At 73.2% G+C, this 22,585-nt stretch carries 23 protein-coding genes; 10 read left to right on the top strand and 13 right to left on the bottom strand.

Going from position 1 to position 22,585, the window contains the following annotated elements:
* Positions 1–21: 21 nt before the first annotated feature.
* Complete coding sequence (glnA, locus tag ACZ7GJ_RS17560; RefSeq protein ID WP_365917265.1) at positions 22–1,431, bottom strand: type I glutamate--ammonia ligase; 1,410 nt, start codon at positions 1,429–1,431, stop codon at positions 22–24.
* 184 nt (positions 1,432–1,615) lie between these two features.
* On the opposite strand from glnA, the gene ACZ7GJ_RS17555 reads away from it, so the two are divergent.
* Positions 1,616–2,083, top strand: a complete 468-nt coding sequence (locus tag ACZ7GJ_RS17555) for an RDD family protein (protein ID WP_365917264.1) — start codon at positions 1,616–1,618, stop codon at positions 2,081–2,083.
* Positions 2,084–2,180: 97 nt separating this feature from the next.
* Here the strand turns inward: ACZ7GJ_RS17555 and ACZ7GJ_RS17550 are convergent, their stop codons facing one another.
* The 5 genes from ACZ7GJ_RS17550 to ACZ7GJ_RS17530 form a co-directional block, all read right to left on the bottom strand.
* Complete coding sequence (locus ACZ7GJ_RS17550; protein WP_470752581.1) at positions 2,181–2,879, bottom strand: DUF4191 domain-containing protein; 699 nt, start codon at positions 2,877–2,879, stop codon at positions 2,181–2,183.
* Between the two features lie 10 nt (positions 2,880–2,889).
* Positions 2,890–3,087 (bottom strand): SCO2195 family GlnR-regulated protein, encoded by a 198-nt coding sequence (locus ACZ7GJ_RS17545; RefSeq protein ID WP_214937012.1) that lies wholly within the window; start codon positions 3,085–3,087, stop codon positions 2,890–2,892.
* Positions 3,088–3,387: 300 nt separating this feature from the next.
* On the bottom strand, positions 3,388–4,335 hold the full coding sequence (gene lipA, locus ACZ7GJ_RS17540) for a lipoyl synthase (RefSeq protein WP_470752579.1): 948 nt from the start codon (positions 4,333–4,335) through the stop codon (positions 3,388–3,390).
* A 109-nt stretch (positions 4,336–4,444) separates the two neighbouring features.
* Positions 4,445–5,242, bottom strand: a complete 798-nt coding sequence (gene lipB, locus ACZ7GJ_RS17535; RefSeq protein ID WP_470752578.1) for a lipoyl(octanoyl) transferase LipB — start codon at positions 5,240–5,242, stop codon at positions 4,445–4,447.
* A 76-nt stretch (positions 5,243–5,318) separates the two neighbouring features.
* Complete coding sequence (locus ACZ7GJ_RS17530; protein WP_470752576.1) at positions 5,319–5,594, bottom strand: hypothetical protein; 276 nt, start codon at positions 5,592–5,594, stop codon at positions 5,319–5,321.
* 173 nt (positions 5,595–5,767) lie between these two features.
* Here ACZ7GJ_RS17530 and ACZ7GJ_RS17525 point away from each other — a divergent pair, with 173 nt between their 5' ends.
* A complete protein-coding gene (locus ACZ7GJ_RS17525) occupies positions 5,768–7,207 on the top strand; it encodes a regulator (protein ID WP_470752573.1) in 1,440 nt (479 codons plus the stop codon).
* A 49-nt stretch (positions 7,208–7,256) separates the two neighbouring features.
* Here the strand turns inward: ACZ7GJ_RS17525 and ACZ7GJ_RS17520 are convergent, their stop codons facing one another.
* The 3 genes from ACZ7GJ_RS17520 to ACZ7GJ_RS17510 form a co-directional block, all read right to left on the bottom strand.
* Positions 7,257–8,537 (bottom strand): NAD(P)/FAD-dependent oxidoreductase, encoded by a 1,281-nt coding sequence (locus ACZ7GJ_RS17520; RefSeq protein WP_470752572.1) that lies wholly within the window; start codon positions 8,535–8,537, stop codon positions 7,257–7,259.
* 181 nt (positions 8,538–8,718) lie between these two features.
* Entirely contained in the window at positions 8,719–9,621 is a 903-nt protein-coding gene (locus tag ACZ7GJ_RS17515; protein ID WP_470752570.1) for a TIGR01777 family oxidoreductase, read from the bottom strand.
* Between the two features lie 399 nt (positions 9,622–10,020).
* Entirely contained in the window at positions 10,021–10,707 is a 687-nt protein-coding gene (locus ACZ7GJ_RS17510) for a VIT1/CCC1 transporter family protein (protein WP_470752569.1), read from the bottom strand.
* Positions 10,708–10,783: 76 nt separating this feature from the next.
* Between ACZ7GJ_RS17510 and ACZ7GJ_RS17505 the strand changes: the two genes are divergently transcribed.
* The gene (locus tag ACZ7GJ_RS17505) at positions 10,784–11,857 is read left to right on the top strand and encodes a PP2C family protein-serine/threonine phosphatase (protein WP_470752567.1); all 1,074 of its coding nucleotides are present in this window, start codon (positions 10,784–10,786) and stop codon (positions 11,855–11,857) included.
* Positions 11,858–11,904: 47 nt separating this feature from the next.
* Here the strand turns inward: ACZ7GJ_RS17505 and ACZ7GJ_RS17500 are convergent, their stop codons facing one another.
* The gene (locus ACZ7GJ_RS17500) at positions 11,905–12,168 is read right to left on the bottom strand and encodes a hypothetical protein (RefSeq protein ID WP_470752565.1); all 264 of its coding nucleotides are present in this window, start codon (positions 12,166–12,168) and stop codon (positions 11,905–11,907) included.
* Between the two features lie 106 nt (positions 12,169–12,274).
* Here ACZ7GJ_RS17500 and ACZ7GJ_RS17495 point away from each other — a divergent pair, with 106 nt between their 5' ends.
* Together ACZ7GJ_RS17495 and ACZ7GJ_RS17490 are read left to right on the top strand one after the other, a co-directional pair.
* Positions 12,275–12,652, top strand: a complete 378-nt coding sequence (locus ACZ7GJ_RS17495; RefSeq protein ID WP_470752563.1) for an ArsC/Spx/MgsR family protein — start codon at positions 12,275–12,277, stop codon at positions 12,650–12,652.
* A gap of 99 nt (positions 12,653–12,751) precedes the next feature.
* A complete protein-coding gene (locus ACZ7GJ_RS17490; protein WP_470752562.1) occupies positions 12,752–13,339 on the top strand; it encodes a hypothetical protein in 588 nt (195 codons plus the stop codon).
* Positions 13,340–13,417: 78 nt separating this feature from the next.
* On the opposite strand, the gene ACZ7GJ_RS17485 is transcribed toward ACZ7GJ_RS17490, so the two are convergent.
* Positions 13,418–14,356 (bottom strand): Gfo/Idh/MocA family protein, encoded by a 939-nt coding sequence (locus ACZ7GJ_RS17485; RefSeq protein ID WP_470752819.1) that lies wholly within the window; start codon positions 14,354–14,356, stop codon positions 13,418–13,420.
* A gap of 221 nt (positions 14,357–14,577) precedes the next feature.
* Between ACZ7GJ_RS17485 and glnII the strand changes: the two genes are divergently transcribed.
* Positions 14,578–15,597, top strand: a complete 1,020-nt coding sequence (gene glnII / locus ACZ7GJ_RS17480; RefSeq protein WP_470752561.1) for a glutamine synthetase — start codon at positions 14,578–14,580, stop codon at positions 15,595–15,597.
* A gap of 487 nt (positions 15,598–16,084) precedes the next feature.
* Positions 16,085–16,660, top strand: coding sequence for a winged helix-turn-helix domain-containing protein (locus ACZ7GJ_RS17475; RefSeq protein WP_470752559.1), 576 nt, complete (start codon positions 16,085–16,087; stop codon positions 16,658–16,660).
* A gap of 84 nt (positions 16,661–16,744) precedes the next feature.
* Here ACZ7GJ_RS17475 and ACZ7GJ_RS17470 read toward each other — a convergent pair whose 3' ends face one another.
* Positions 16,745–18,217 carry a PepSY-associated TM helix domain-containing protein gene (locus ACZ7GJ_RS17470; RefSeq protein WP_470752557.1) on the bottom strand — a complete coding sequence of 491 codons (1,473 nt, stop codon included), beginning with the start codon at positions 18,215–18,217 and terminating at the stop codon, positions 16,745–16,747.
* A gap of 77 nt (positions 18,218–18,294) precedes the next feature.
* Positions 18,295–19,038: a hypothetical protein gene (locus tag ACZ7GJ_RS17465; RefSeq protein WP_470752556.1), complete on the bottom strand. Its 744-nt coding sequence runs from the start codon at positions 19,036–19,038 to the stop codon at positions 18,295–18,297.
* Positions 19,039–19,124: 86 nt separating this feature from the next.
* Here ACZ7GJ_RS17465 and ACZ7GJ_RS17460 point away from each other — a divergent pair, with 86 nt between their 5' ends.
* The 3 genes from ACZ7GJ_RS17460 (at position 19,125) to ACZ7GJ_RS17450 (ending at position 22,583) form a co-directional block, all read left to right on the top strand.
* Positions 19,125–19,703, top strand: a complete 579-nt coding sequence (locus tag ACZ7GJ_RS17460) for a rhomboid-like protein (protein WP_470752555.1) — start codon at positions 19,125–19,127, stop codon at positions 19,701–19,703.
* A gap of 52 nt (positions 19,704–19,755) precedes the next feature.
* Positions 19,756–20,556 carry a tyrosine-protein phosphatase gene (locus ACZ7GJ_RS17455; RefSeq protein WP_470752553.1) on the top strand — a complete coding sequence of 267 codons (801 nt, stop codon included), beginning with the start codon at positions 19,756–19,758 and terminating at the stop codon, positions 20,554–20,556.
* A 74-nt stretch (positions 20,557–20,630) separates the two neighbouring features.
* Entirely contained in the window at positions 20,631–22,583 is a 1,953-nt protein-coding gene (locus tag ACZ7GJ_RS17450; protein ID WP_470752552.1) for a hypothetical protein, read from the top strand.
* Positions 22,584–22,585 lie beyond the last annotated feature (2 nt).

Below are 22,585 nucleotides of genomic sequence, written 5' to 3'. Positions count from 1 at the left end.
TGACACTGTCACACGCGCTGTTTAGAGGTCGAAGTAGAGCTCGAACTCGTGCGGGTGCGGGCGCTGCGCGATCGGGGCGATCTCGTGCGTGCGCTTGTAGTCGATCCAGGTCTCGATCAGGTCGGGGGTGAAGACACCGCCGGCCAGGAGGTACTCGTGGTCCTCCTCCAGGGCCTTGAGGACGTCCTCCAGGCTGGTCGGGACCTGCGGGACGCTCGCGTGCTCGTCGGGCGAGAGCTCGTAGAGGTCCTTGTCGATCGGCTCCATCGGCTCGATCTTGTTCTTGACGCCGTCGAGGCCCGCGAGCAGCAGCGCCGCGAAGGCGAGGTACGGGTTGGACGACGGGTCCGGGGCGCGGAACTCGACGCGCTTGGCCTTCGGGTTCGAGCCCGTGATCGGGATGCGCATGGCGGCGGAGCGGTTGCGCTGCGAGTACACCATGTTGACCGGCGCCTCGAAGCCCGGCACCAGGCGGTGGTAGGAGTTCACCGTCGGGTTGGTGAAGGCCAGCAGCGACGGGGCGTGCTTGAGGATGCCGCCGATGTAGTAGCGCGCGGTGTCCGACAGGCCCGCGTAGCCGGCCTCGTCGTAGAACAGCGGGTCGCCGTTCGCCCACAGCGACTGGTGCACGTGCATGCCCGAGCCGTTGTCGCCGAAGATCGGCTTCGGCATGAAGGTCGCGGTCTTGCCGTTGCGCCAGGCGACGTTCTTCACGATGTACTTGAAGAGCATCAGGTCGTCGGCCGCGGCGAGCAGCGTGTTGAACTTGTAGTTGATCTCGGCCTGGCCGCCGGTGCCGACCTCGTGGTGCTGGCGCTCGACCTGGAGGCCCTGGGCGTCCAGTTCGAGGGAGATCTCGGCGCGCAGGTCGGCGAAGTGGTCGACCGGGGCTACGGGGAAGTAACCACCCTTGTAGCGGACCTTGTAACCACGGTTGTTCTCCTCGGAGCCCGTGTTCCAGGCACCCGCCTCGGAGTCGATGTGGTAGAAGCCCTCGTTCGCGGAGGTCGCGAAGCGCACGCTGTCGAACACGTAGAACTCGGCCTCGGGGCCGAAGTACGCGGTGTCGGCGATGCCGGTGGAGGCGAGGTACGCCTCGGCCTTCTTCGCGATGTTGCGCGGGTCGCGGCTGTAGGCCTCGCCCGTGATCGGGTCGTGGATGAAGAAGTTGATGTTGAGCGTCTTGTCCTTGCGGAACGGGTCCAGACGCGCGGTGGTGATGTCGGCACGCAGCGCCATGTCGGACTCGTGGATCGCCTGGAAGCCACGGATCGAGGAGCCGTCGAAGGCGAGCTCCTCCGCCGGGTCGAATGCCCGAGCCGGGATGGTGAAGTGCTGCATCACACCAGGCAGGTCGCAGAAGCGCACGTCAACGAACTTGACGTCGTTCTCCTCGATGTACTGCTTCACTTCGTCGGCGTTCTGGAACATCCAACTCCTCCTACTCCCACCCCGGGGCAGGGACGGGCTTTATAGCTCGTGGTGCGTCAGTGCGGTGCCGCACGCTGACCCGACCATAAGCAGGCGGGATTTCTCAAGCATGACCCATTTGTTTCGCACAAGTTAACCAGGGTCCCGCCGGAATGCCGGGGAGCAGCACGGGTACCTTGGTCGGGTGGACAAGAGGCAAGCAATCGGATCCTGGCTCTCCGGCCCCCGCGCGGCCGCCGAGGACATGGGCGTCGACTTCGGCTACCCCGGCCAGCAGCTCGGCCTGCCGCAGCAGGGGCCCGGCTCCGTGGCGCGGTTCGGGCGCCGGTTCGGCGCCGTGGCCATCGACTGGATCGGCTGTCAGCTGATCGCATACGGGCTGATCACGGGCCGCGACGCGGGCGCCACGGGCAACTGGACGCTGGCGCTCTTCGTGACCCTGAGCATCCTGACCGTCGGCACCGTGGGCTTCACCCCCGGGAAGCGGATGCTGGGGCTGCGGGTCGTCTCGCAGGACGGCGGGCGCCTCGGCTTCGGCCGCGTGGTGCTGCGCACCGTGCTGCTGGCCCTGGTCATCCCGGCGATCGTCTGGGACCGCGACGGCCGCGGCCTCCACGACCGGCTGAGCCGCGCCGTCCAGGTCCGCATCTGAGCCGTCCCGGCCGGCATCGGCATCACGCAACACACAGGGGCGCCCCCGAAGCCGTTCGGCTCGGGGGCGCCCCTGTGTGTTGTATACGAAAAGCGGGTCAGCGCATCTTTCCGCCGCGCGGCATGCGCATGCCCTTGGGCATCGGGCCCTTGGGGATCGGCATGTTGCTCATCAGGTCGCCCATGGCCCGGAGCTTGTCGTTGACCGCGGTGATCTGCGGGCCGGCCAGTACCCGGGGCAGCTTCAGCAGGGTCGTACGGACCTTCTTGAGCGGCACCTCGCCCTCGCCGTTGCCCACGATGAAGTCGTGGACCGGGATGTCGGGCATGATCCGGGCCAGCTTCTTCTTCTCGTTCGCGAGCATGGGCTTCACCCGGTTCGGGTTGCCCTCGGCGATCAGCACGACGCCCGCCTTGCCGACGGCACGGTGGACGATGTCCTGCTGCTTGCTCATCGCGACGGCGGGGGTGGTCGTCCAGCCCCGTCCCACGTTGTCCAGTACGGCCGCGGCCGCGCCCGGCTGTCCCTCCATCTGCCCGAAGGCAGCCCGCTCGGCCCGTCGTCCGAAGACGATCGCCATCGCGAGGAACGCCACCAGGAAGCCCAGGATGCCCAGGTAGACCGGGTGGTCGATCAGGAAGCCGATCGCAAGAAAGACACCGAAGGTGACGATTCCCACGCCCGCGACGATCAGACCGACCTTCGGGTCGGCCTTGCGCGTCATCTTGTACGTCAGGGCGATCTGCTTCAGTCGCCCGGGGTTCGCAGCAGTCTCTGCGTTTGACTTCCTCGCCATACAGCGAAGTTTACGTGGCCTGCGGGGTCCGGGTCGCCGCGGCCTCGAGTACGTGCTCGGTTTCGACGCGGTCCTTGGCCCTGCGGCGGTCTTCGAGGACCGCGGTCCAGGCGTTGCGACGGGCCCCGCTCATGAGCAGCGACTCTATGCCGCGGAAGGCGTCGGTGAAGGACGGGATGGCGATGGCGCGTACGGGCGCGGCCTGCATGATGTCGATCCCTTTCACGGTGCTCACTCGGTGGTGTGTGCGGTGCGTGGAGCAATCGTCACTGACTGGTGTTACCAGCGTGTGGCTCGTCGGTCAAACGTTGTGAAACATTGACGCGGCCCGCCGGACTCTTCCTGGAAAGAGCCTAGGGGCCGCGCCGCTGCGGTGTTACTCGTTAGTAAGACTTTGTGCGCGACTTCACACAGTCGCGCGCTTCTCTCTTTGCCGGTCGAGCTCCGCCTCGCCGCCGCTCCGGCCGCGTGCCTGCCCCCGTACCTCGGACAGACCCGCAACCTGCGCTCAGGCTCGGCTGCGCTTCTCCATCGCCTGCTGGTAGAGACGGCCCGCACGGTACGAGGACCGGACCAGCGGCCCGGACATCACACCGGAGAAGCCGATCTCCTCGGCCTCCTTCGCCAGCTCCACGAACTCGGCCGGCTTCACCCAGCGCTCGACGGGGTGGTGCCGCGGCGAGGGCCGCAGGTACTGGGTGATGGTGATGAGCTCGCAGCCGGCCTCGTGCAGCTCCTTCAGCGCCTCCGAGACCTCCTCGCGCTCCTCGCCCATGCCCAGGATCAGGTTGGACTTGGTGACGAGTCCGTAGGCGCGGGCCTGCCGGATCACGTCGAGCGAGCGCTCGTAGCGGAAGCCGGGGCGGATCCGCTTGAAGATGCGCGGCACGGTCTCGACGTTGTGCGCGAAGACCTCGGGGCGGGAGGCGAAGACCTCCTCCAGCAGCTCCGGGACCGCGTTGAAGTCCGGGGCCAGCAGCTCGACCTTGGTGTGGCCGGCCTCGCGGCCCGCCGTCTGCTGGTGGATCTGGCGCACGGTCTCCGCGTACAGCCAGGCGCCGCCGTCGGCCAGGTCGTCGCGCGCGACGCCCGTGATGGTGGCGTAGTTCAGGTCCATCGTGACCACGGACTCGCCGACGCGGCGCGGCTCGTCCCGGTCCAGGGCCTCGGGCTTGCCCGTGTCGATCTGGCAGAAGTCACAGCGCCGGGTGCACTGGTCGCCACCGATGAGGAAGGTGGCCTCGCGGTCCTCCCAGCATTCGTAGATGTTCGGACAGCCGGCTTCCTGGCACACCGTGTGCAGTCCTTCGCCCTTCACCAGGGCCTGCATCTTGGTGTACTCGGGACCCATCTTCGCCCGGGTCTTGATCCACTCGGGCTTGCGCTCGATGGGGGTCTGGGCGTTACGGACCTCGAGGCGCAGCATCTTGCGTCCGTCGGGTGCGACTGCGGACACGACCGGCTCCCTGTGACTTCGATTCTTCGGCGCCCACCAGGGTACGCCCGTAATTTCATACGCTCTTACGTCGGCCAACCTGCGAGGGGGTGGCCGCATTCCCCGGCCGTCAGCCGGCGGCCGGCTCTATCTCGCGGGGCCGCAGCTCCGCGTGCTCGAACACCTCGGCCAGGTGGCGCTCGACGACCGGCAGCACCTCGGCGATGGTGATCTCGCGGCCCAGCTCATAGGAGAGCGAGGTCACACCCGCGTCCCGGATCCCGCAGGGGACGATCCGGTCGAACCAGGTGTTGTCCGGGTTCACGTTGATCGCGAAGCCGTGCATGGTGACGCCCTTGGCGACGCGGATGCCGATGGCGGCGAGCTTGCGGTCCTCGCGGCGCTGGCCGGCGTTGGACGGGGCGTACTCGGGGCCGTTCAGACGGGCGTCGAACTCCTCGTCGTGCAGCCGGGGGTCGAAGTCGAGCGAGAGGCCGCCGAGCTTCGGGCGCTCCTCGACGGGGTCGCCGAGGACCCAGACCCCGGAGCGGCCCTCGACCCGGGTGGTCTCCAGGCCGAACTCCGCGGCGGTGCGGATCAGCGCGTCCTCCAGGCGCCGGACGTGCGCGACCACGTCCACCGGGCGGGGCAGCTTCATGATCGGGTAGCCGACCAGCTGGCCCGGGCCGTGCCAGGTGATCTTGCCGCCGCGGTCCACGTCCACGACGGGCGTGCCGTCCAGCGGACGCTCGCTGTCCGCCGTGCGGCGGCCCGCGGTGTAGACCGGCAGGTGCTCCAGCAGGAGGCAGGTGTCGCCGACCTCGTCCGCGAAACGGGCCGCGTGCACCCGGCGCTGCTCTTCCCACGCCTCGGTGTACTCGACGGCTTCCGGCCCGAAGCCCAGATGGACAAACCCAAGCTCAGCCACCGCAGCGCCTCCTCGTTGAACCTGCTGTGTGCACGTATCGCACCAGGCAAGGGTACGGCGGGCCGTGCGGGAGCCCTCAGGCGCCTGCCGGCGGGCCCGGCAGCTGCCTGGGCCGCCTGCGCCCCTGCGGCGGCCGGTCCGGGTCCTCGTCGGCCCGCGGCAGCCGCCGGTGGCCCTCGGAGTGGTCGTTGACCCAGCCGCACACCCCGCAGGCGTAGCGCCCGTCGAGCCCCGCGATGTACGTCCCGCACCGCCGGCACTCCGCCTCGGTCAGCTCCGGCGCGGGCAGCGGCGCCGTGGACTCGGCAGTTCTCTCGACAGGGGGACGCACCCCGTTGGACCGGCGGGTCATGGGGCGCAGCGTACGCCGACAGAGGGGTCCGGTCCGTAAAGGGCCCCACCGATTCTGCACACGATCGGATGAATGTGGGGCAGAGCGGGCGGTCTGAGCGGAGTTCGCCGCTACATTCACGCCGTTCACAGGGCCGGGACTCCGGTCCGTCACGTCAGGAGACCGTGGAGCCGATGACGGAACGACCTGCCCAGCGCGTCCCCAACCGGCAGCTCGCAGCCTTGATCGCGGAAGCCGGGTTCTCCAACGCCGGGCTAGCCCGCCGAGTCGACCAGCTCGGGCTGGAACACGGTCTCGACCTGCGGTACGACAAGACCTCCGTGACCCGGTGGCTGCGCGGGCAGCAGCCGCGCGGCACGACCCCGGCGCTGATCGCGGAGGTCTTCACCCGGCGCCTCGGGCGGCGCCTGTCCGCGCAGGACCTCGGCCTGGACGCCTGCGCCCCCGTCTACGCCGGTCTGGAGTTCGCGGCCACCCCCGAGGAGGCCGTGGACATCGCGAGCGGGCTGTGGCGCAAGGACTCCGGCTCCCACGCGGAGCTGCGGAAGATCGCCTTCACCCCGGCCGGGCTGGTCGTGCCCAGCCGGGACTGGCTGATCGGCCGGGCCGACGAGCGCGTGGGCCGCGGCGCGGACCAGACCGCAGCGCGGGTGCCCGTACAGGGCCGGACCTCGGTGCCGCGGCAGCGCCAGATCGACCGCGGGCCCGGGCAGCGGGTCACCAGCGGCGACATCGCGGCGCTGAGGTCGGTGAGCGAGCTGTTCCGGACCCTGGACCACGCCTACGGCGGCGGCCATGCCCGCCAGGCCCTGGTGCGCTACCTGGAGCACGAGGCCGAGCCGATGCTCCGCGGCACCTACGGGGAGACCACCGGGCGGCGGTTGTTCGCGGCCGCCGCCGACCTGACCCGGCTCGCGGGCTGGACCTCGTACGACATCGCCGCGCACGGGTTGGCCCAGCGCTACTTCGTGCAGGCGCTGCGGCTCGCGCAGGCCGCCGGGGACCGGCCGTACGGGTCGTACGTGCTGGTCACGATGAGCCGCCAGGCGGTCTACCTCGGCCACGGCCGGGAGGCGGTGCAGCTGGCCCGGGTGGCCCAGCAGGGCGTCGGCTCGGGCCCCCCGCCGGTGGTGCAGGCGCTGCTGCACTCGGCGGAGGCGCGGGGGCACGCGGTGCTCGGCGAGGTGCGGGCGTCCACGGCCTCACTGGTGCGGGCCGAGCGGGCGCTGGGCGCCGCCCGGCCGGCGGACGACGTACCGCACTGGGCGCGGGACTACGGCGAGGCGCAGCTGGCGGACGAGTTCGGGCACTGCCACCGGGACCTCCAGCAGTACCGGGCCTCGGCGCAGCACGCGGAGCGCTCGCTGCAGTTGCGGGCGCCCGGGTACGCGCGTTCGCGGCTGTTCTGCCGGGTGGTGCTGGCCACGGCGCGGCTGGGGCTGGGCGAGCTGGACCAGGCCTGCGCGCTGGGCGCGGAGGCGGCGCAGCAGGCGATGGAGATGCGGTCGGTGCGCGCGGTGGAGTACGTACGGGACTTCGAGCGCCGGCTGGAGCCCTACCGGGACGCCTCGGCCGTGCGGACGTACCGGGACCGGGTGGCGGCGCTGTCGTGAGGTGCGGGGCCCGGCCCCGGTCGGGTCCGGGCCCCTGGCTCGGTGGTTCTCAGGCCGCCACCGGAAGTGCGGGCCGCGCGGGGACGGGCAGCGGGATGCCGAAGTCGCGCAGGACCGCGGTGGCGGCGCGGCGGGCCGAGTGCAGGGCGCCCTGGACGGTGTTGGTGTCGCGGTGGTCGCCGCACACGTACAGCCCGGCCAGGACCCGTACCGGGCGCCGCATGTCGTGCGGCGGGGGCATGGCGGGCACGGCCTCCGGGGTGTGGTGGACGGCGAGCAGCTGCCAGTCCCGGGTGGTGGTGTCGTAGAGCCGGGCCAGGCGCGAGGCGACGGTGCGCGAGGGCGGCGGCGGGCCGAGCACGGTGGTGGTGACCAGGCTGCGGCCGGCCGGGGCGCGCGTCGGGTCGACCGCACTCATCACTGCGGTGTGGGCGACGGGCCACTTGGGGTCGCCGTCCAGGAGCAGCGAGCCGTCCCAGGGCAGCGGGGCGGCGGTGGCGTGGTGGATGACGGTGACCTCGTGGAAGTCCGGCACCCGCAGCCCGGGCAGCAGTTCCGCGGCGGCGCGGGCGCCGGTCGCCAGGACCGCGGAGCGGCAGCTGAAGTCGCCGTGGTCCTCGGTGGTGACGAGGTTGGTCGCCACCGAGCGGACCCGGACCCCGGTGCGCACGGTGCCGGGCGGCAGCCCGGCGGCGAGCAGGTCGGGCAGGGTCGCGGCGCCGCCCTCGGGGACGGCGAGCCGGCCGCGGGCGAAGGTGCGCAGCGCCAGGTCGGCGACGCGGCTGGAGGTGGTGAGCCCCGGGTCGCGGAGCAGGGCCGCGAGCAGGGGGCGCAGTACGGCGTTCACGGAGCGCGGGGGCAGCCCGCGGGAGGACCGCAGGGCCGCGTCGGCGGTGCGCTCCGGCCGGGCGAGGAGGCGCTCCTCGGGCAGGGCGGCGAGGCGGCCGAGGACGGCGCTGAGCCGGGCCTGGTCGAGGGAGCCGCTGGCCAGGGCGCGGGCGGGGGTCAGGGCCCCGGCGCGCAGCTGTTTGCCCTCGGTGTGGACGAGGACCCCGGGCGCGAAGGGCCGCAGGACGAGGCCCTCCAGTCCCGGGGTGCGGGCCGGCTCCGTGTAGGCGGTGCTGAGCAGTTGGCCGACCCGGTCCAGCCGGAAGCCGTCCACGGCTTCGGTGGCCATCCGGCCGCCGGGGTCCCCCGCGGCCTCCAGGACGGTGACGGTGACCCCCGCTGCGATCAGGTGGTGCGCGGCGGCGAGTCCTGAGACTCCGGCGCCCACGATGACGACGTCCGCGTGGTGTGTGCTGCGAGTGCTGCGTGTGCTGCTGAGCACGTGCCCCTCCCCGAGGTCGGCGCGGCTGTGTTTCGTCCTCCTTCCCCCAACCGGCTCCAGCGGAACCCGAGTCGGGCGGGCGATTGCGGTCGGCTCCGGTCGCACAGCGGTCGCATTCGGGTCACAAAAGGTCGCACGATGGTCGCGCGCCGAGATCGCTAGTGCGCCCCTTCGTCGATCGCTAGTGCGCCCCGTCGCCGAGGGCCGCGCGGATGGAGTCCTCGATCCCCGGATCGCGGAACACGAACCCGGACTCCAACAGCCGGGCGGGGCGCACCCGCTGGCTGCCGAGCACGTCCTCGGCGAACTGGCCGAGCGCGACCTTGAGGGCGATCGCCGGTACGGGGATCACCGCGGGCCGCCGCAGCACCCGGCCCATGGCCGCGGTGACCTGGCGGTTCGTCAGCGGTTCTGGGGCGGTGAGGTTGACCGGGCCCGACAGGGCGGGGGTGTCGATGATGTGCCGCAGGGCCGCGATCTCGTCCCGGAGGGAGATGTGCGACCAGTACTGGCGGCCGTTGCCGAGCCGGCCGCCGATGCCGGCGCGGAAGACGGGGAACAGCTGGCCCCAGGCCCCGCCCTGGCGGGCCACGACCAGGCCGGTACGGGCGAACACGGTCCGGACCCCGGCCGCCTGGGCGGGGGCCGCGGCCGCCTCCCACTCGACGCAGACCTCGGCGAGGAAGCCCTCGCCGACCGGGGAGTCCTCGTCGACGGCGCGGTCGCCGGTGTCGCCGTAGTACCCGATGGCGGAGCCGCTGACGAAGACGGCCGGCGGCCGGGGCATCGCGGCGATGGCGGTGGCGATGGCCCGCGTGCCGTTGACCCGGCTGTCGCGGATCTCCCGCTTGTACGCGGCGGTCCAGCGGTGGTCGCCGACGCCGGCCCCGGCCATGTGCACCACGGCCTCGCAGCCGGCCAGGCCGGCGGGGTCGACGTAGTCCCGGGCGGGGTCCCACCGGGCCTCGTCGGCGGACTGCGGCTCGCGCCGTACGAAGCGGATGACGTCGTGGCCGTCGCCGCGGAGGTCTTCTGCAAGGGCTTGCCCGATGAGTCCGGTACTACCGGTGACTGCGATGCGCATCCCCCCATCCTGCCGCCCCGCCGCGCCGCAGGCCCCGAACCCCCGGCCCGCGCCCTCGCCGCGGGCTCCGACCCGTGTGCCGCCGGGGGCTCCGCCCGGGTCCCGCCCGGTGCCGCCGGGGGTGCCGCCCCGGGGTGCCGGGCGGGGGCAAGTACCCAGCCAGGTGGCCGACGGGGGCAAGTGCCCAGCCAGGTGGCCGACGGGGGGCAGGTGCTCAGCCAGATGCCGGCGGGGGCTAGGGGGTGTCTGACGGATGTCCGTGGGGGAAGGAGCGGCGTCCGGTGCGTGCTCTCGGCGTGCCGACCGGAAGCCCGAGTACGTCCAGTACGCGGGCTTCCGGTCGGTGCGGCGAGAGCACGTGCGGACGCCGCGACGCCACGGACATCCGTCAGACACCCCCTAGGTGCCCAGCCAGGTGCCTACTGCGTATGTGACGGCCATGGCCAGGGCGCCGCCCGTTACGTTGCGGAGCACCGCGCGGGGGATCGGGGCCGCGCCGAGGCGGGCGCTGATCACCCCGCACAGGGTGAGCGCGGCCAGGACCGCGACCGCCGTCACCGGGACCCGGCTGGAAGCCCCCGGCAGGACGATCGCCAGCAGCGGCAGCAGCGCCCCCACCGTGAAGGCGATCAGGCTCGCGAGGGCCGCGTGCCACGGGTTCGCCAGCTCGTCGGGGTTGATCCCCAGCTCCACCCGCGCGTGCGCCCGCAGCGCGTCCCGTTCCGTCAGCTGCTCCGCGGCCTCCCGGGCCACGGCCGGGGACAGGCCCCTGGCCGCCAGCAGGTCGGTCAGCTCCGCCAGCTCCGCCTCCGGAGACTCGACCAGCTCCCGCCGCTCCAGGTCCAGCGCCGCGTTCTCGGAGTCCCGCTGCGAGCTCACCGAAACGTACTCCCCCGCGGCCATCGACAGGGACCCGGCCAGCAGCCCGGCCACGCCCGCCGCCACGATCGCCGTCCGCGAGGTCGTCGCCCCGGCCACGCCCACCACCAGGCCGGCCGTGGAGATGATCCCGTCGTTGGCGCCCAGCACCCCCGCGCGCAGCCAGTTCAGCCGGGTGCTGATCTCCGCGCTCTGCGTATCCGTCACGCCACCACTGTCGCGGCCGAGCCCGTAAGGGGCCACCCGGCGTGCGCCGCCCCGCACCGCGTACCAGGGTGGAGGGGTGAGACGCGGACGCGAGGAGCCGGGCTGGCTGCGCGGGGCGCCGCCGCCGCGCTGGGCCCGGCTCGCGCCCGCGGTGGCGCTGGTCGTGCTGGTGCTCGCCCAGCGCACCACCCCGGGCGACGTCGAGTTCGGCTACTTCCTGGCCGGCCTGCCCCCGGTGGCCGCCTTCGCGTACGGCGCCGCCGGCACCGCCGTCTTCGCCGGCCTCGTGCTCCTGCTCCTCGGCCTGCCGATCGGCATCTCCCACGCCCGCGGCTCCGACCTCGCCACGGTCGCCGCGATCGGCCTGCTCAGCGTGGTGATCGCCTGGGTCCGGCGGCGCCGGGACGCCCAGTTGGTGAGCGTGCGGACCGTCGCCGAGGCCGCCCAGCTGGCGGTGCTCCCGCCGGTGCCGGACCGCGTCGGCCCGGTCCGCTGCTCGGGCCTGTACCGCGCGGCGCAGCGCGGCACCCTGGTGGGCGGCGACCTGTACGACGTACGGGTCGGGCCGTACGGGGTGCGCGCGATCGTCGGCGACGTGCAGGGCCACGGCCTCGCGGCGGTCGGCACGGTGGCGGCGCTGCTCGGCGCCTTCCGCGAGGGGGTCCTTGACGACGCGGAACTCGCGGCGGTGGCGGCCCGCCTGGACCGCCGGCTGCTGGCGGACTCGGCGGCCGCCTCGGTGCAGCATCCGGAGCTGTTCGCGACCGCGGTGCTGCTGGAGGTCCCGCCCGGCCGGGGCCTGGTACGGATCCTGTCGTGCGGGCATCCCCCGGCCCTGCTGCTGCGCGACCACGCGGTCCGCGAGCTCGACGTGGAACCCGGGCCCCCGCTCGGCCTGGGCCTGGCCGGACCGGGCCCGGCGACGGTCGCCGAGGTCCCGGTCCGGGCCGGGGACCGGCTGCTGCTGCACACCGACGGCGTCACCGAGGCCCGGGACGCGGCCGGGCACTTCTACCCGCTGGCCGACCGGATCCCCGTACTGGCGACGGATCCGGCCGGCCTGGCCCGCGCCGTGTGGCGGGACCTGGCCGCCTTCACCGGGGGCGGGCCGCGCGACGACGTGGCCCTGCTGGTGCTGTCCCTGGAGTGACCGCACCGGCCCCCCGGCGGACCCCCGGCGGACCTCCGGGCTCCCGCTCAGCCCGCTTCGCGGATGAAGGAGCGGACCATCTTGCAGGTGACATTGGACGGGCGGTGTATCCCCGTCCGCACGGCCATCGTGCGGATCTTCCGGTTGGTGGCGCGCTGAGCGTCATACGTCCCCGAGTCGAGCAGGGATATGGCCAACCGCATCGCCTTCAGGCGCCGGTTGTGGCTCTCGTACCACTCGCGGGGCAGCCCCGCCGGCAGCGGCTTCTTCTTGACGTGCTGGATGGTGACGGCGGTCCTGGCAGTGGCCATCTACAGCCTCCCAAACGGTAGTTGGCTTCCTGTCGTTCTTCTTAGATTTTACCGGCGACCACTGACAAAGGCCCTGGCCAGACACCGCCTCGCTAAGCTTTCCGGCATGGAGATCTGGATCAACCCCGCCTGCTCGAAGTGCCGCAGCGCACTGACCCTGCTGGACGCGGAGGGAGCCGAGTACACGGTCCGGCGCTACTTGGAGGACGTCCCCTCCGAGGCCGAGATCCGCGAGGTCCTGGGCCGCCTGGGTCTGGAGCCGTGGGACATCACCCGAACCTCGGACCCGCTGGCCAAGGAGACGGGCGTACGGGAGCTGCCGCGCGAGGAGACCGAGGAGGCCCGGCAGCGCTGGATCGCGCACCTGGCGGCGCACCCGAAGCTGATCCAGCGCCCCATCATCACCGCCGAGGACGGCACGGCCGTGGTCGCCCGCTCCGACGAGGCCGTCCACGAGGCCCTCTCCCGCAAGGCCCAGCACTAGGGGGTGTCTGGCCGCGCTCACGCGGAGCCCACCCCGCAGCACCTAACCTTGCCGAAGTCAGCCCGAAAGGGGATATACCGCACCCGAGGACCGCGCACCGTGAACGCCGAGCAGTCGCCGGAGCCCCAGCCGCAGCCGCAGCCCGAGTCGCGACCGGAGCCCCAGCAGCAGCCGCCCCAGCCGAAGAGCCCGCAGCACCTCCCCCCGCCCCGGCGCGGCGCCGACTGGATGTTCGGCGGGGTGTACGGGACGGTGCTCGCCAGCGGGCTGCTGGCCGCGCTGGACCAGAAGGACGGGCCCTACACCCCGTTCTACGACGCCAGCTGGGTGGTCGTGACGGCGGCCACGGCCGCGCTCGCGCACGGGTACTCGCACCACATGACCACCCACCGGGCCGGCTCCGCCGGGCACCGGTGGCGGGTCCTGGCCCGGGCGCTGTGGAACGAGTGGCCGATGATCGCGGCCACCCTCCCCACCGTCCTGCTGCTGGTACTCGCCGGGCTGACCGGCTGGGACTCGCACGGGGTGACGGCCGTCGGGCTCGGGCTGAACACCGCGCTGCTGTTCGCCTGGGGGTCCTTCGTGGCGATCCGGGTCGGCTACCGGCTCAGCTCCGCACTGCTGATCGGCCTCGCGGACGCCACGATCGGCCTGGCCATCATCGTGGCCAACGCCCTGATCAAGTAGCGGCCCGAGCCGGCGCCGGCCGGGCCGGGCAGCCGCCCGGCCGCCCGGCCGCTCGGCCGCCCGGCCGCCCGGCGCACCTCAGCCCGGCAGCTGCGCCTCCGCCTCCGCCAGGATCTCCGTCAGCCGCGCCCCGAACCCGGCCCCCCGCGGATCCGGCACCCCGGTACGGGCCGCCGTGAGCAGCGCGTCCAGCGCACGCCCGTACGCACCCGGTACGTCGCTCCAGTCCGGCAGCCCGAAGACGCCCTCGGCCCCGCGCAGTTCCAGCCCCACCCCGGCGGCCGCGCTCGGGGCGCCCAGGCTGAGGACGGCGGTGCTCGCCGCGCCGGAGGCGTGGCGCAGCGCGAGCTGGACCACGTCGGAGGGGCCTCGGGTGGCGCTGACCGAGGTGACCTCGCCCAGCACCGGGATCAGGACCGACAGGGCGTGGGGGCCGACGTCCCACAGCCCGCCCCTGGCCTTGCGCCAGGGCGAGTCGGCGTACGCGCTGGGAGCCCCGTCGGGCGGGAAGACGGCGCCGAGCCAGTGGGCGCTGGCGGTGAACCACCCCGACCGGCCCGCCTGTTCCTCGACCCAGCCCGCGGTCGGCTCGGCGAAGCGCAGGGTCAGGAAGACGACCGAGGCGACCCGGTGCTCCGCGACGGCCCCGGCCACCGCGCGGGCGTCCTCCACGGTGGTGGCGACGGGCTTGTCGAGCAGCAGGTGGCATCCGGCGGCGGCCGCGCGCACCGCGAGCGGGGCCTGTACGTCGGGGGGCAGGGCGAAGGCCACGACGTCACAGTCGGCGAACAGTGCGTCGGGGTCTTCGTACACCTTCACGCCGTACGCGAGTGCCAGCTCGGCCGCGGCTTCGGGGCGCCGGCCCCACACCCCGACGAACTCGGAGCCGCTGTGCGCGGCGAGGGCGGGGGCATGGGTGCGGCGGGCCCAGGGACCCGTACCCAGCAGCCCGACCCGGGGTCGGGGGCGGGAGGCGGCCTCGTCGGCGGAGTCGCCGGAGCCATCAGCGGAGTTCAAATCGTACGAAATGCTCACCCGCTCAGTCTGCCCCACTCGCACGGGCGCACTACCGCCGACCCGCACAACCCGCCCGACCTGCGGTGCAAACCTCGGTAACACGGGGTTCACATACGGGCAACGGAAGAGAAATCGCGAGCGGGCACGCTCTGGTCTACACCGCACGAATCCGCAGCGCCCGCAGAGTCTGCGCCGGAGCGACGCACCGAAGGATGGGGCCCGTGAGCTACAAGGCTGAGTACATCTGGATCGACGGCACCGAGCCGACGGCGAAGCTGCGCTCCAAGACGAAGATCCTCGCCGACGGCGACGAGCTGCCGATCTGGGGCTTCGACGGATCCAGCACCAACCAGGCCGAGGGCCACGCCTCGGACCGCGTACTCCAGCCGGTGTTCTCCTGCCCGGACCCGATCCGCGGCGGGGACAACGTCCTCGTCCTGTGCGAGGTCCTGAACATCGACATGACCCCGCACGAGTCGAACACCCGCGCGCTGCTCCGTCCGATCGCCGAGAAGTTCGCCGCCCAGGCGCCGATCTTCGGCATCGAGCAGGAGTACACCTTCTTCGACGGCACCCGCCCGCTCGGCTTCCCGGTCAACGGCTTCCCGGCCGCGCAGGGCGGTTACTACTGCGGCGTCGGCTCGGACGAGATCTTCGGCCGTGACATCGTCGAGAAGCACCTGGACCACTGCCTCGCGGCGGGCCTGAGCATCTCCGGCATCAACGCCGAGGTCATGCCTGGCCAGTGGGAGTTCCAGGTCGGCCCCGTCGGGCCGCTGGAGGTCTCCGACCAGCTGTGGATCGCGCGCTGGCTGCTCTACCGCACCGCCGAGGACTTCAACGTCTCCGCGACGCTGAACCCGAAGCCGGTCAAGGGCGACTGGAACGGCGCGGGCGCGCACACCAACTTCTCCACGAAGGCGATGCGCGAGGACTACCGCGCGATCATCTCCGCGTGCGAGGCGCTGGGCGAGGGCAGCAAGCCGCTGGACCACGTCAAGAACTACGGCGCGGGCATCGACGAGCGCCTGACGGGTCTGCACGAGACGGCCCCCTGGAACGAGTTCAGCTATGGCGTCTCGGACCGCGGCGCCTCCGTCCGCATCCCGTGGCAGGTGGAGAAGGACGGCAAGGGCTACATCGAGGACCGCCGCCCGAACGCGAACGTGGACCCGTACGTGGTGACCCGTCTGATCACGGACACCTGCTGCGCCGGCCTGGAGAAGGACGGCCTGGTCTGAGCGCAGACCGGCAGTGATCGTTGACGATCGCCGACCGCACTGACGACGGCGCCCGCCGAGCCCCTGTGGCCCGGCGGGCGCCGTTGCCGTTGCCGCTACTGGGATGAACGGACTGGCGGAAGGCGCCGACCGGCTGACGGATTGTCGGGATTGCGACGACCTGACGAACTCTTGATCCCGGAACATGAGATTCCGATCCACTGAGTGAGACGGGGCCTGCCCCGGGCCCACGACATCTGCTTGAATGGATCCATGGCCAGCCACTCGCACACCTCGACAGGTCGCAGCGACCTCGAGCCGTTCTGGCCGTCCCGTCAGGATCACGATTTCGACCGGGTGTGTTGCCGCGCGAAGAACGCGCCGGCCCTCTAAAGCCCTTCGGGATCTCCCACCGGACCTTCCCCGGGGCCTTCGGTCTGCGCGGTACGACAACGACGACGTACGCACGTCTCCTGCCGACCACTCCGCGTGAAAGAGCTGACCACTCATGTCCCACACCCGTACCCTCGTTTCCGCCTCCGCCACGCCCGCGCCCCTGACCTTCCCGCCCAGTCCGCGCCACCGGCTGCGGTCCGTGGACCGGGACGAGGTGGCCCGTGTCGTGGACCTCCTGCCGCCCGGCGCCACCTGGCTCCCGGCCCCCCAGCACACCCTGCCGGCGCTGCCCGGCCAGCCGCCGATGGTCGGCTACCTGGTCCTCGTACCGGCCGACCAGCAGCCGCCGCTCGCCCTCGCGCCGCAGGCACCCGCGGCCCCCACGGCGCCCGCCGCCTCCACCGGTGACGCCCTGGTCCGCATCGACGCGGCGCAGCGCACCGCCGAGGTGGACGGTGCCGTGCTCGACCTGACGTACCTGGAGTTCGAACTCCTCGCCCACCTGGTCGCGAACCCGCACCGCGTGCACAGTCGCGACCAGCTGGTGACCACGGTGTGGGGCTACGGGCACATCGGCGACGGCCGTACCGTCGACGTCCACATCGCCCGGCTGCGCCGCAAGCTGGGCACCGCGCACCGCGGCGCGATCCAGACCGTGCGCCGGGTGGGCTACAAGTACGCCCCCTGAGGCCTGCGTTGACACGACGGTGGGCCCGTACCCCCTCGGGAATACGGGCCCACCTGTCGTCACGCCCCGGGGACGCGACCGGTCCTAGACCGCGGTCCTGGCGCGCCGCGCCGCCACGATGCCGAGCAGGACGTCGACCGCCAGGAACGCCACCAGGCTGATCCCGAGCAGCGGGATGAACCAGCCCACGACGGCCGTCACCGCGGCCAGCGGCAGCACCAGCGTCACCGGCAGTTTCCGCCAGGCACCGCGCGGCTGGGCGCGGCCGGCCGACAGCCTCAGCTCCTTGGTGGGCCTGCGCAGCCACCACATCCGGTAGCCCCAGAAGACCATGAACATCACCGCGACCGCGAGCGCGGCGAGCGCCAGCTGGTTGGCGAGTCCGAAGGTCAGGCCCATGTGCAGGTCGATGCCGAAGCGCGTCAGCTGGGCGAGCAGGGGGTAGTCGGCGAAGCGGAGTTCGTCCATGACCCGTCCGTCGGCGGGGTCGACGGCGACGGCGTCCAGGTGCACGGGCACCTGCTTGTCCTTCTCCTTGACCACGTAGCCCTTGCCCTTGGCGGGCAGCGTCACCTGGAGGTACTCGGTGACGCCCGCGGCGCGGGCGGCCTCCACCGCCCGCTCGATGCCGATGTCGGCGGTGGGGGCTGGCGGGGGCATCTCCATGCCCTCGGTCATGACGTGCCCGGCGTGTTCGTCGGAGCCGTCGGAGCCCGCACCGGCGCTCAGCTTGGCGGAGACGGACGGGGTGGCGCCGCCGAGGCTGTCCTGGAGTTCCCCGATGTTCTCGCCGGCGTACTTCGACCAGGTCAGACCGGTCGCGGAGAGCGCGACGAGCCCGGCGGCGGCCCAGAGGCCGACGGTCCCGTGCCAGGAGAGGGTCTTGCGGCGGCCGGTGGCCCTGCGATCCGGCAGGACCAGCTCCGCCCGTCGCTTGCGCCGGCGGCCGATCCACAGGGCGAACCCGCCCAGCGCGACCACCCACAGCCAGCTGGCGGCGAGTTCGCTGTAGTTCCGGCCGAACTCACCGAGCTGGAGGTTCGAGTGGAACTCGCTCAGCCAGGCCCGCAGGGGCAGCGCGTCCCCGGCGGTGGTGAGCTGTCCGCGCACCTCGGCCGTATACGGGTCGACGAAGACGGTGAGGGTCTCGCCCTCCGCGAGCCCCGGACTCTCCATGATCACGCGGGTGGTGGCCTCCGCCTCGGGGGCGGGCCACACGGAGACGACCTTCCCCTGGGGCGCGGCGGCCTTGGCGGCCTCGACCTGGGCACTGAGCGCCCGGGTGGCGTCGCCGACGCGGGCGACCGTCAGCTGGTCGGAGTAGAGGATCTTCTCGGCCTGCCAGGAGCCGGCGTACAGCAGGCCGGTGGCGGCGGCGACGAAGAGCAGCGGAGCTATGAGCAGCCCGGCATAGAAGTGCAGGCGCAGCAGCAGCGGCCGCAGGGCCGCCCAGCCGCCGGGGCGGGACTTGGCAGGGGCAGAGGCAGGGGTCTGGCTCTGGGCCTCGGGTACGTCGGAGTCCGCTGCGCGGACTTCCTGAACCTCGTCGAGGGACATGTGGGTCCTAGGTGTTGGCGAAGACATGGGTGATCGGCCCCGGGTCTTCGCCCCCCCTCGCCGAGGAGGTGCGCCGGTCAGGCGCGGGCAGGACGGCCTGGGGCCGTGGCTCGGGTCGTTCGCCGGCCGGGCGGGCCGCGCCGTTCCAGGGCGTGGGCGTGCACGGCCCCGCGCAGCGCGCGCGGCCGTTCGTACGCCGGGCGCGGGGCGGGCTCCCTCAGTACGGGGGCCACGCGCGCCCGGAGCAGCGCGAGGGCCCGGGAGAGCGGCCGGGCGGCGAGCAGTGCGCCGGCCGCGAGGACCCGGGCGAGGCGGAAGACGGCGGCCTCGCCCCAGGCCAGCCAGGCGGCGCAGAACAGCCCGGCGAGGACGTGCGCGGCGATCATGCCGAGGCCGCCGTGCCCGTGGGCGTGCGCGGCCATCCCCGCCATGCCGTCCATCCCCGCCATGCCGTCCATGCCTTCCGCCCCGGCCACGGGCACACCCACGGGCACACCCATCGGCATGTCCATGCCCGGCATGTGGTGGTGCGCCGGCGTCCCCCCGGCCGCGGGCGCGGTCGTCGCCGCGCGGCCGCCGGAGAAGACGCCGTGCAGCACGGCCTGGACTCCCAGGAGGGCCACGGCGATGGAGAGGGGGCCGCGCCGACACCCGGCGCCGAGCCAGGCGAGCCCGCCGGTCAGCCCGAAAGCGGCCAGAAGGCCCGTAAGGGGAATGTCCGTGCCGGACATGTACGAATGCCCCACCGCGCCCAAAGCGACACACACCGCCGCGAACATCGCGGCCCGTGCGGCGCGCATCGGCGCGGGACTCTGGAGCATGGCTCGAACATGCTCGCACGGGGCCCGGTGACACCCGCCGGAGGGTGGTATCCGATCATGGTCGGGTGAATCCATTGCCATGGCCATTGCCAGTCGGTGCGGTGTACGCGGGCGGCGTCCAGCTGGGGGCGCACGCCCTGGAGCGGCTGGATCCGGCGGAGCGCGAGCGCGTGCTGCGCCGGTGCTCGACCAACGTCGACAACCTCTCCTCCGGGCACTGGGACACGCTCCTGAGCAGCGCGTTCGTCGTCGAGGAGCCGATGCCCCTGCCCTACGCCCTGCTGCTGGTCGCGGTCCTCGGGTACGCCGAGTACGCGTACGGGGCCTGGTGGACCGCCGGCGTCTTCCTGCTCGGGCACACCGCGGCGACGCTGCTGGTGTACGGCGCGATGCGCGCCGCGGCCGGTCCGCGGACCCGGCGCGCCCTGGACGTGGGCACCAGCTACGGCCTCAACGCGGTGCTCGGCGCACTGACCTCGGCGCTGCCGCGCGGGGCGGTCCGCACCACCGCCCGGGTGGGGCTGCTGGCGCTCATGGCCCGGCCGCTGCTGAAGCGGGAGCGGACCTTCACGGACGCCGGGCACCTGGTGGCACTGGGGCTGGGCGTCGGCTTCTCGCTCGCCGTCGATTACCTTTCCGGGCCAAAATCTCCGAAAATCATATAGATACGCACAAGTGGCGCACCCACGTCACCCGCACACCGCTGGAGCCGCCACGATGACCGCCATCCCCGCCACCACCGTCGCCAACCTGCGGGACCTCGGCGGCACCGCGCTCCCCGGCGGCCGAAGCGTCCGCCCGGGGCTGGCCCTGCGCGCCGGGCAGCTCGACCGGCTCGACCTCGACGCCGACCCGGTGGTGGCCGCGCTGGACCTGCGTACGGTCATCGACTTCCGCACCGGCACCGAGCGCGCCGCGCACCCCGACCGGCTGCCGGCCGGGGTACGCCTCCTCGTCGCCGACGCACTCGCCGACAAGATGGCCCCCGGCGCCGGCAAGACGCCCGCCGCGGCCCAGCTCAAGGACCTGCTCTCCGACCCGGCCGTGGCCGAGGAGCACCTGGGCGGCGGCAAGGCGCAGGCGCTGTTCGCCGACGTCTACCGGTCGCTGGTCGCCTCGGGCTCCGCGCAGGCCGCGTACCGGCTGCTGCTCACCGAGCTCGCCGACCCGGACGCCGGCCCGCTGCTCTTCCACTGCACTGCCGGCAAGGACCGTACGGGCTGGGGCGCGACGGTGGTCCTGTCGCTGCTCGGCGCGGACGACGAGACCCTGACGGCCGAGTACCTCTCGGTCAACGCCGCGGTCCGACTGGCCTTCGCGCCGATGATCGAGGGCTTCACCGCGGCCGGCGGCGACCCGGACGTCGCGCTCGCCCTGATCGGCGTCTTCCCCTCGTACCTGGAGGCCGCGCTGGACGAGGTGAGCACGCGCTACGGCTCGATGGAGAAGTACGTCCGCGAGGGTCTCGGCATCTCCGACGAGACGGTCGAGGCGCTGCGCGTCCGTCTGACGGCCTGATCCACACCGAACAACACCCGAACGTGCGCACTGGGGACGGGTGACCATCCGACGATTCGCTCGTTCTGCTGAACGTGACTGCGCCGGATACCGCCACCCGCCCCCTGCCTGCCGAGCCTTCAGAACCTTCGGGGGCCTTCGACGTCGAGCAGGCCGAGGCCGCCATCGTCGAGCACTACCCGCGGCTGGTGCGGCTCGCCTACCTGGTGCTGCCGCCCACCCTCGGGCGCAACCGGCGGGTGCTCACCGCCCACTCCCTCACCCAGCGCGCTCTGCCGCGCGGGCGACGGCCCGGGGCGGGCGCGCAGGCCGCCGGGCAGCAGGGCGGCGTCCCGGGGCAGCGCGGCGGCGCCCAGGGCGAGTCCGGATACGCGTACGTGCGCCTGCGGGTGCTGCGGGCCGCCCTGGAGGCCGGGATCCCGCTGACCTTCCGCGCCCTGCCCCGGCGCGCGCAGCTCCCGCCGTTGCTCCCCCAGGTGTGGGGGCTGCGCCTGTTCCCGCGTTCCGGGGGCGCCGAGGAGCTGGCGCTCGACCAGTGGCTGGCCACCCTCGACGGGCCCGGCCGTGCGGCCTGCGTGCTGCGGGCCCTGGAGCGGCTGCCCGAGGCGGAGGTGCTGCGGGTGCTGACCGAGGTCGGCGTAGTGAACCCGGCCGCCGCGGTCGCGGAGTCCGGGGACCCGGCCAACGACGCGCTGTTCGCCTCCCCCGAGTTCGACCCGTGCGTGCTCCAGGCCCGCCCCACCGACCTGTTGCGGCGCCGCCGCCTGGTCCGGGCCGCGCTCGCCGCCGGGGCCGCGCTCGCCGTGTGCGGGGCGCTGCTCGCGCTGCCGGGCGGCGGCTGGGGCGCGGACGGGGCCGCCGCCCCGCTGTACGCGCGCAACGCCGCGGCGGAGCAGGCCCTGGACCCCGGGCAGCTGGTCCGGGTCGCGCCCACGGTCTGGCGTACGTCCTCCCGTACCGACTACTCCGGCTGGCCCGCGCGCGGCGACCGCGCCGACGACGCCGAACTGCTGCGCCGGGCGCTGGCCGTCTGGGCGCGGCCCGGCTCCTCGGTGGTCGTCTCGGCCACGCCGGGCACGCCGTCCGGACCGCCGATGGGGCCGCCGCAGCTGCTGTTCGCGGGCGCCGTCGACCAGGCCGTCGTGGTCCTGCTGTACGACGGGCTGCGCGTGGTCCGGTACGCAGAACCGCGCAGCGGTACCGACATCGCCGCCCTCGACTTCGCCCGGACCGACGGTGCCTCGGCGGACACGGCCACCGCCCTGGTGCTCAGCAGGGTCGACGGCAACGTCCGCTATCTGGCGGCGCCCTGGGTCACCGGAGCCGTGCTGCGGGACCTGCTCAAGCCGGGCGAGGCCCCGGCGCCGCTGAAGCTGACGGACGGGATCACCCCGCCGGTCGCCGGCCCGGCCCCGGACGGCAGCTGTACGAGCTGGAACGCGCTGGCCCTGACCGGTGACGGGGCGACCCGGCTGGTCACCGACCTGGGCGAGCTGACCCCGGCGCGGCTGACCTCGGGCGCGCCGGGGGCCGAGCGGAACGTGACGGAGGGCGCGGAGCTCGGCGAGTGGTCGCGGACCGCCTGCCTGCTGCCGTCGGTGCGTTCGCACGGGGTCCGTACGGTCAACGCCTGGACGTACGCGAAGCAGCCGCTGCCCGAGGGCGACGGCACCGCGACCTGGCTGTGCACGCGTGCGGAGACCTGGCAGGGCACGGCGGACCGGGTGCAGGCGCAGTTCCTCGCCCCGGGCACGGCTCCCGCGGCGCAGGCGGCGAAGGCGGAGGGCTCGCCCGCGTGCGGGCCCCGGGAGCCGCGGGTGCTGGCGGGCGTGCTGTGGAAGTCCCGGGCGGGCCAGTGGTACGTACTGGCGGCGGGCAGCGCCCAGTTCGCCTCGCTGTCGGTGTCGGGCAGCGGGGTGAACGGGGCGACGGCGGGCAACCGGCTGGCGGTGAAGGCGCCGGCCGGGGCGCAGGTGGACCTGTCGGGCAAGCTCACGGACGGCACCAAGGCGGGGGTGCTGCGCTAGCG

It is taken from the genome of Streptomyces sp. NPDC037242, from assembly GCF_055604165.1.
The sequence above is the reverse complement of the archived record's forward strand: the minus strand, read 5'-3'. Positions and strand labels throughout refer to the sequence as shown.